General features: G+C 58.1%; 5 protein-coding genes. 3 read left to right on the top strand and 2 right to left on the bottom strand.

Features of this window, described 5'->3' with window-relative positions; translation table 11 throughout:
- Positions 1-161 precede the first annotated feature (161 nt).
- Both QRN38_RS25480 and aptA read right to left on the bottom strand, forming a co-directional pair.
- Positions 162-1,655 (bottom strand): CoA-acylating methylmalonate-semialdehyde dehydrogenase, encoded by a 1,494-nt coding sequence (locus QRN38_RS25480; RefSeq protein WP_057416435.1) that lies wholly within the window; start codon positions 1,653-1,655, stop codon positions 162-164.
- Between the two features lie 93 nt (positions 1,656-1,748).
- Positions 1,749-3,095, bottom strand: a complete 1,347-nt coding sequence (aptA, locus tag QRN38_RS25475; RefSeq protein ID WP_003383172.1) for an omega-aminotransferase AptA — start codon at positions 3,093-3,095, stop codon at positions 1,749-1,751.
- Positions 3,096-3,222: 127 nt separating this feature from the next.
- Here aptA and QRN38_RS25470 point away from each other — a divergent pair, with 127 nt between their 5' ends.
- The 3 genes from QRN38_RS25470 to QRN38_RS25460 all read left to right on the top strand — a co-directional run bounded on the left by QRN38_RS25470 (position 3,223) and on the right by QRN38_RS25460 (position 6,481).
- Positions 3,223-4,143: a LysR family transcriptional regulator gene (locus QRN38_RS25470; protein ID WP_007245546.1), complete on the top strand. Its 921-nt coding sequence runs from the start codon at positions 3,223-3,225 to the stop codon at positions 4,141-4,143.
- Positions 4,144-4,328: 185 nt separating this feature from the next.
- Positions 4,329-5,726 carry a uracil-xanthine permease family protein gene (locus tag QRN38_RS25465; RefSeq protein WP_007245545.1) on the top strand — a complete coding sequence of 466 codons (1,398 nt, stop codon included), beginning with the start codon at positions 4,329-4,331 and terminating at the stop codon, positions 5,724-5,726.
- 98 nt (positions 5,727-5,824) lie between these two features.
- Positions 5,825-6,481 (top strand): TetR/AcrR family transcriptional regulator, encoded by a 657-nt coding sequence (locus QRN38_RS25460; protein ID WP_005770041.1) that lies wholly within the window; start codon positions 5,825-5,827, stop codon positions 6,479-6,481.
- The last annotated feature ends 1 nt before the right edge of the window (position 6,482 follow it).

Below are 6,482 nucleotides of genomic sequence, written 5' to 3'. Positions count from 1 at the left end.
TCTACAAGGCTTTTTCGTTTCCGTCTGCGCCGGAAGTGGGGCGAATTATAGACACATCACAGAGGGCGTCAACCGTTAATTTCAAAAACCTGCAATCTATTTCCTGAACCCCGGTAAACACGGGAGATCGTTCTATAAAGACGATCTCCCCTCCTCGGAATTTACAGGCTGGGGAACGCAAATTGCGATGCTTCATGGCTGGCACGCTGCGGCCAGCGCTGGGTAATCGCCTTGCGGCGCGTATAGAAGCGCACACCATCCGGCCCATACGCATGCAGGTCGCCAAACAGAGAACGCTTCCAGCCGCCGAAGCTGTGGTACGCCACCGGCACCGGCAGCGGCACATTGACCCCGACCATCCCCACTTCAATCTCGTCACAGAACAGCCGCGCCGCTTCGCCATCCCGGGTAAAGATGCACGTACCGTTGCCGTATTCGTGGTCGTTGATGAGCTGCATGGCCTGCTCAAGGCTATCGACGCGCACGATGCACAGCACCGGCCCGAAGATCTCCTCTTTATAGATGCGCATTTGCGGCGTCACACGATCAAACAGGCAGCCACCCATAAAGAAGCCCTGTTCGTGCCCGGCCACCTGAAGGTCTCGCCCGTCCACCACCAGGGTAGCGCCCGACGCCACGCCATCGGCAATGTAACCACTGACCTTGTCGCGATGCTGACCGGTGACCAGCGGCCCCATGTCCAGCCCGCAGGTGGTGCCCGCACCGATCTTGAGGCTCTGAATGTGTGGAACCAGTTTGGCCACCATCGCATCGGCAATCTGATCACCGACGCAGACCGCGACCGAGATCGCCATGCAGCGCTCACCGCAGGAACCATAAGCGGCGCCCATCAAGGCACTGACAGCGTTGTCCAGGTCGGCATCCGGCATCAGCACAGCATGATTCTTGGCCCCGCCCAAGGCCTGAACGCGCTTGCCCCGTGCTGCGCCTTCCTTATAGATGTACTCGGCAATCGGTGTTGATCCGACAAAACTCAGCGCCTTGACCTCAGGCGCTTCGATCAGCGCATCAACCGCAACCTTGTCGCCATGCACCACATTCAATACGCCCTTCGGCAGCCCGGCTTCGTGCAACAACTCGGCAATCAAAAGCGTAGAGCTCGGATCACGCTCGGAAGGCTTGAGGATAAAGCAGTTACCACAAGCGATGGCCAGCGGGTACATCCACAGCGGCACCATCGCCGGGAAGTTGAACGGTGTAATACCAGCAACGATACCCAGCGGCTGGAAGTCGGACCACGCATCAATGTTCGGCCCGACGTTGCGGCTGTACTCGCCCTTGAGGATTTCCGGCGCAGCGCAGGCGTACTCGACATTTTCGATACCGCGTTTCAGCTCGCCCGCAGCGTCTTCCAGTGTCTTGCCATGCTCTTCGCTGATCAGTTGGGCAATGCGCGCTTCGTTCTGCTCCAGCAATTGCTTGAAGCGAAACATTACCTGCGCACGTTTGGCCGGCGGTGTATTACGCCAGGCCGGGAAAGCCGACTTGGCCGATTCGATGGCCTTTTGCACTGTTTCGCGACTGGCGAGCGCCACTTGGTGGATAACCTGCCCGGTCGATGGATTGAAGACATCGGCGGTACGGCCATCATCGGCTACAAACTTGCCGTGAATCAGATGCTGGATGCTGCTCATGGGAAAAACTCCAAAGAACAGCATCAGGTGCGAATCACTTCGCGCCCGACGCTGTAAAAAATACCTACATAAGAAGAGCGCCTGTCGGCACGATCAATCGATCAGGTTCAACGCCTCGCCAACCGCGTCGAACATCCGGTCCAGATCCTGCGCCTGGCTATTGAAAGTCGGACCAAACTGCAGGGTGTCGCCACCAAAGCGTACATAGAAGCCGGCCTTCCAGAGTTTCATGCCCGCCTCGAACGGCCTCACGATCGCATCGCCATCACGGGGCGCAATCTGGATGGCACCCGCCAGCCCGTAATTGCGGATATCGACAACGTTCTTCGCCCCTTTGATACCGTGCAAAGCGCTTTCAAAATGCGGGGCAATCTCTGCCACCTGCTGCACCAGATTCTCACGCTGCAACAGCTCCAGCGCTGCAAGCCCGGCAGCACACGCCACCGGATGCGCCGAATAGGTATAACCGTGGGGGAATTCAACGGCGTAATCCGGCGTCGGTTGATTCATGAAGGTCTGGTAAATCTCGCTGCTGGCAATCACCGCGCCCATGGGTATCGCGCCGTTGGTGATTTGTTTGGCGATGCACATCAGGTCAGGTGTCACGCCGAAACTGTCAGCACCAAACATCGAGCCGGTGCGCCCGAAACCGGTGATGACTTCATCGAAGATCAGCAGAATATTATGTTGATCGCAAATCTCACGCAGCCGCTTGAGGTAGCCTTGCGGCGGAACGATCACGCCGGCAGAACCTGCCATCGGCTCTACGATGACTGCCGCAATGTTCGACGCATCGTGCAGTTCGATCAGTTTCAGCATTTCGTCGGCCAGCGCGATACCGCCTGCTTCAGGCATGCCCTTGGAGTACGCATTGCTGGCCAGCAGGGTATGCGGCAGGTGATCGACATCCATCAGTTGCCCGAACATCTTGCGGTTGCCGTTTACTCCACCCAGGCTGGTACCACCGACATTCACGCCATGATAGCCGCGCGCCCGACCGATCATCTTGGTCTTGGTCGCCTGCCCTTTCAGCCGCCAGTAGGCACGCACCATCTTCACTGCGGTATCTGCACACTCAGAGCCCGAGTTGGTATAGAACACGTGATTGAGATTGCCCGGCGTCAGTTCGGTAATCTTTTCTGCCAGTTGAAACGACAACGGATGCCCGAACTGAAAGCCCGGCGCGTAATCCAGCACGCCCAGTTGGCGGGAAACGGCTTCCTGAATTTCCTTGCGCGTATGCCCAGCGCCGCAGGTCCACAGACCGGAAAGCCCATCGTAAATCTTGCGGCCCTTGTCGTCTGTCAGATAGCTGCCATGCGCGGCGACGATCATGCGCGGATCGCTGTGGAAATTGCGGTTCGCGGTGTAAGGCATCCAGTGAGCATCCAGCTTCAACTGACTTGTGACCGGCACATCAGACAATTCGAACATATTCATGGGAGCGAGCCTCGCAGGCGCTTGAGCTAACGGTGATTGCAGCCAAAGTGACACGCGGCTAAAGTTCATAAAACATGATTTTTATGATCTTTAGTTTGTCTTTCACTAAACAATGAGCAACTAAACAATGAGCATCCGCCGCTCCGACCCGTTGGCCCAGGTCAGTGATTTTGACATTCGCTTGCTGCGCATCTTCAAGAGCGTAGTCGAGGCTGGGGGCTTTTCAGCTGCAGAAAGTGCGCTTGGCATCGGCAGATCGGCGATCAGCCAGCAGATGAGCGATCTGGAACAACGCCTTGGTTTGCGTCTGTGTCAGCGGGGGCGAGCAGGGTTTTCACTGACCGATGAGGGGCGCGAAGTTTATCAGTCATCGCTGCAACTGCTCAGTGCGCTGGAGAGCTTTCGCACTGAGGTCAACGGCCTGCACCAGAACCTGCGCGGCGAGTTGAACATAGGCCTGACCGATAACCTCGTCACCCTCCCCCACATGCGCATAACCCATGCACTGTCGCGCCTTAAAGAACGTGGGCCTGGCGTGCATATCAATATCCGCATGATCGCGCCCGCCGAGGTCGAGCAAGGCGTACTCGACGGCGGCCTGCATGTTGGCGTGGTGCCGCAGGCCAGCGCGCTGCCGGGGCTGGAATATCATTCGCTGTACAGCGAGCGCTCGCTGCTTTATTGCGCGGTGGGTCATCCGTTGTTCTATGCAGAAAACACAATGCTCGACGACCAGCGTCTCGCGCTACAGGAAGCCGTTGCTCCAACCTTCCGCCTGCCGAACGATATTCAGGAGCACTACAAGGCATTGACATGCACCGCCAGTGCCTCCGACCGGGAAGGCATCGCGTTCCTCATTCTGACCGGGCGCTACATCGGCTATCTGCCGGATCATTACGCCAACGCCTGGGTGCAGGAAGGCAGGTTGCGCGCATTGAAACCGGACGCGAAATTTTACGACCTCAATCTGGTCACCGTCACCCGCAAAGGCCGACGCCCTCATTTGGTGCTCGAAGGCTTTCTGGAAGCGCTTGCTGCTACCCGATGACACATTCTTGCCAGCACCCGCCGTATTCGCCCGGTCAGGAGAGCAGCCTGAAAACGCTATCCGTCTGATATAGCAGGCAATAGAGGGGCTTACTGGGAAATAACCTGAGCAGGTGGACAGTTTTTTGCAGTGATCGTGAATACCAATGCGCCAGCACATGGCACTTCCCATTTCGAGACTTCGCCATGCAGCCCGAAACTTCTGACAACGACGACCTGATCTACGGCCTGAATGACCGTCCCAAACCGCTGACGGCCATACTGGCTGCATTCCAACACGTGCTCGCCAGTTTCGTCGGGATAATCACGCCGCCGCTGATTATCGGATCAACCCTGGGGCTGACCGAATACCTGCCTTACCTGATCAGCATGGCGTTGATGGTGTCCGGAACCGGCACGTTCATTCAGGCGCGCAGGCCGTTCGGCATCGGTGCAGGCATGATCTGTCTGCAAGGCACCAGTTTTGCGTTTTTAGGCGCAGTGTTGTCGGCAGGCTTTCTGGTCAAGCAGCGCGGCGGTAGCCCGGAGGACATCATGGCGATGATCTTCGGCGTCTGCTTTTTCGGTGCACTGGTGCAGATAGTGCTCAGTCGTTGCATCGGTCAGTTGCGGCGTGTCATCACCCCGCTGGTCACCGGGATCGTGATTACCCTGATCGGCGTGAGCCTGATCAAGGTCGGCGTGACTGACCTGGGTGGCGGCTTCAATGCACCGGACTTCGGCGCACCGCTGAACCTGGCGCTGGGGGTGTTCGTACTCGCAGTGATCATTGTGCTCAATCGCTCCAACACTCCATGGGTGCGCTTGTCGGCGATCATCATCGGCCTGGCTGTCGGCAGCCTGGCCGCATGGTTCAGCGGCAAGCTGATCCCGCAGCCGATTCACGATCTGCCGCTGATCAGCGTGCCAGTGCCGTTCCGCTTCGGTTTCAATTTTGACTGGACCGCTTTCCTGCCGGTCGCGCTGATTTATCTGATCAGCAGTATCGAAACCGTCGGCGACCTGACCGCCAACTGCATGCTGGCCCGCCAGCCGATCAGCGGGCCGAGCTATGTGGCGCGGCTCAAGGGTGGCGTGCTCGGCGACGGTGTGAGCTGCATGATTGCCGCGACGTTCAGTGCCTTTCCCAACACCACGTTCGCGCAGAACAACGGAGTGATTCAGTTGACCGGCGTTGCCAGCCGCTATGTCGGCCTGTACATCGGTGCCGTGCTGTTCATCCTCGGACTGTTTCCGCATATCGGCGCCATCGTCCAGCAGATCCCCAAACCGGTGCTGGGCGGCGCAACGCTGGTGATGTTCGGCAGCGTTGCGGCGGCAGGCGTTCGCATCCTCGCCCAGTCGCCACTGGATCGGCGTAGCATGCTGATCATCGCCACCTCATTTGGTGTCGGCCTGGGCATTGCGGCGCAGCCGGCGCTGCTGCATCAGATGCCCAAGCTGGTCCAGAACCTGTTCGATTCGGCAATCACCAGCGGCGGCATTACAGCCATTGTCATGTGCCTGCTGATTCCGGAGGGTAAAGTCGCCGTGACGACGACCCAGGCTGCGACGGAACGCAAACCCCTTGAACAACCACGATAGGTTTCCATAGCCGCACTTGCGAGATAGTCGCCGGTGCATTACCTATTCAGTCATCATCAGCTCAATCGTCGCGCCCTACGACCTGTCCGGAATAGCCCATGACCCTTGAAGTTCCAGCACACAGCGCCACCAAGCCTGCGAGCCGTATTCGTCAGAAGAACGAAGAAACGATCATCCAGGCCGCCGAAGACGAATTTGCCCGCCACGGTTTCAAGGGCACCAGCATGAACACTATTGCGCTGAAAGCCGGACTGCCGAAAGCCAACCTTCATTATTACTTCACCAACAAGCTGGGCCTGTATGTCGCGGTGCTGAGCAATATCATTGATTTGTGGGACAGCACGTTCAACAACCTCAGCGTCGACGACGACCCGGCAGAAGCGCTGGCCCGCTATATTCGCGCCAAGATGGAGTTCTCGCGCCGGCAACCGCAGGCATCACGAATCTTCGCCATGGAGATCATCAGCGGCGGCGAATGCATGAGCGAATATTTCAGCCAGGATTACCGCCTCTGGTTTCAGGGGCGGGCAGCGGTCTTTCAAGCCTGGATCGATGCCGGAAAGATGGACCCGGTCGATCCAGTGCACCTGATCTTTCTGCTGTGGGGCAGCACCCAGCACTATGCCGACTTCGCCTCGCAGATCTGTCGTGTCACCGGCCGCTCTCGCCTGACCCGGCAGGACATGGATCAGGCCAGCAACAATCTGATCCGGATCATCCTCAAAGGTTGTGGGCTGACACCGCCAGCCTTGTAGA

The organism is Pseudomonas sp. CFBP2511, from assembly GCF_030209255.1.
Lineage (GTDB): Bacteria > Pseudomonadota > Gammaproteobacteria > Pseudomonadales > Pseudomonadaceae > Aquipseudomonas > Aquipseudomonas avellanae.
Note: the sequence above shows the minus strand (reverse complement) of the source record. Positions and strands in the feature narration are given on the sequence as shown.